This window comes from Acidiphilium sp. PM, from assembly GCF_000219295.1.
In the GTDB taxonomy this organism is placed as follows: domain Bacteria; phylum Pseudomonadota; class Alphaproteobacteria; order Acetobacterales; family Acetobacteraceae; genus Acidiphilium; species Acidiphilium multivorum.
This window is the reverse complement of the sequence record NZ_AFPR01000533.1, coordinates 1-1,853: the sequence shown is the minus strand read 5'-3', so window position 1 is coordinate 1,853 and position 1,853 is coordinate 1. Positions and strand designations below refer to the sequence as shown.

The following is a 1,853-nucleotide window of genomic DNA, read 5'->3' as shown; positions in this document are numbered from 1 at the left end:
TGATCAGGATGTCGGCCTGGCCGAACGCGCCGATCACCCGGCGCGCCGCCTCATCGCAGGCCGCGCGGTCGGTGACGTCGCAGGCCACGCCGAGATGCCCGGCGCCGAGCGACGCCGCCGCCTCGTCGGAAGCCTCCTGATCGAGATCGAGAATGGCGACCCGCGCGCCATGTTCGGCGAACAGCCGTGCGGTCGCGAGGCCGATCCCCTTCTTGCTCGCGCCACCAGATATGACTGCGGTCTTGCCCTTGAGCAGCATGCGTTTCCTCCGTGTATCCGGAACGGAGAAAAGCGCCTGACGAATGAAATTTCAAAAGGATAATTTGCATGAATTGGTGAATCTGGTTCATCTGTTTTTCGCCATGCTGAACACCATTCCGCTGTCCATGCTGCGCGCCTTCGAGGCCGCCGGGCGAACCGGCTCCTTCCGCGCCGCCGCCGCCGAACTCAACCTGACGCCGAGCGCGGTGAGCCACGCGATCCGCAAGCTCGAAGACCTGCTCGGCGTCCGGCTGTTCCTGCGCCAGGCCAGGACGATCGAGATGACCACCGAGGGACAGACGCTGATGCGCCATGTCGCGGAGGCGTTCGACACGCTGCGGCGGGGCATGCAGGCCGTCTCCACCCGCGCGCCGCGCTTGTTGCGCCTGCATGTCGCGCCGAGCTTCGCGACCCAGTGGCTCGCGCCGCGGCTGCAACGCTTTCTCGCGGCGAACCCGCAGGTCGAGGTGCGCATCGCCGCGAGCACCGACTATGCCCGCTTCAGCGACGGCGCCTTCGACGCCGACATCGTCTACGCGGCGGCGCCGACCGCGCGGGTCATGCCCGGCATGGTGCGGATTTCCCTCGGCGAGGAAACCGTGACACCGCTCTGCGCGCCCGCGCTTGCGGCGCGGATCACGAGCCCGGCCGATCTGGTGCAGGAAACCCTGATCCACAGCGACAACAAGATGCTGCGCTGGCCCGACTGGTTCGCCGCCAACGGGCTGAGCACGCCGGCGCCGCACGGCCTGCGCTTCGACCGCAGCTTCCTCGCCATCAGCATGGCGGCCGACGGACTCGGCGTCGCCCTCGAATCAACCAGGCTGGCCGAACGCGAGATCGCCGGCGGCCGGCTGGTGGCCCCGCTGCGGGGACGCTCGGTCGACCTGCATTATCTCGCGCATTTCCTCGTCTATCCGCAGCCCAGCCAGGCCAATCCGCTGATCTCGCGATTTTCCGCCTGGCTGCAGCAGGAACTCGCCGCATCGCCTCACTCGAAGATGTAGCCGAGCCCCGGCCGCGTCCTGATGTGCCGGTCCGCGAACGTCCCGAGTTTCTGGCGGATGTTGCGGATATAGATGCGAATGTAGGTGCGGTCGAAGTCATGCACCCCGCCCCAGCCGGCACGCAGGATGTCGTCATGCGTCACCAGCTTGCCGCGATGCCGCGCCAGCGCCGCCAGGATCCGGAATTCGGTCTTGGTGAAATGGATCTCGGCGCCGTCGAGGCTGACGCTGCGGGCCGCCTCGTCGATCCGCAGCCCGTCGATCTCGATCGCCTCGGTCGGCACCCCCTGCCCGGTCGCGATCAGGCGGAAGGCGTTGCGGATGCGCGCGAGCAGCTCGCCGAGGCCGAAGGGTTTCTCGACATAGTCGTTCGCTCCGGCATCGAACGCCGCGATCTTCTGCGCCTCCTGGTCCCGCGCCGAAAGCACGATCACCGGCACATCCGAGAATTCCCGCAGCTTCACGATCACGTCCTGGCCGTCGAGATCGGGCAGCCCGAGATCGAGCAGGATCACGTCCGGCACCATCGTCGCCGCCAGCCGCAACGCCTCCGCCCCCCGCTCCGCCCGCAGCACGACATACCCC

General features: G+C 67.8%; 3 protein-coding genes. 1 reads left to right on the top strand and 2 read right to left on the bottom strand.

Annotated features, from left to right (window positions below; translation table 11 throughout):
• Positions 1 to 259 (bottom strand): SDR family oxidoreductase (locus APM_RS17480; protein ID WP_007424725.1); only part of this gene is annotated, 259 nt, incomplete at its 3' end.
• A gap of 76 nt (positions 260 to 335) precedes the next feature.
• Here APM_RS17480 and APM_RS17475 point away from each other — a divergent pair.
• Positions 336 to 1,268, top strand: coding sequence for a LysR substrate-binding domain-containing protein (locus APM_RS17475; RefSeq protein ID WP_241763202.1), 933 nt, complete (start codon positions 336 to 338; stop codon positions 1,266 to 1,268).
• Here the strand turns inward: APM_RS17475 and APM_RS17470 are convergent.
• Positions 1,253 to 1,853: response regulator (locus APM_RS17470; protein ID WP_007424723.1), on the bottom strand; the 601-nt coding region annotated here is incomplete at its 5' end. The genes APM_RS17475 and APM_RS17470 overlap by 16 nt on opposite strands.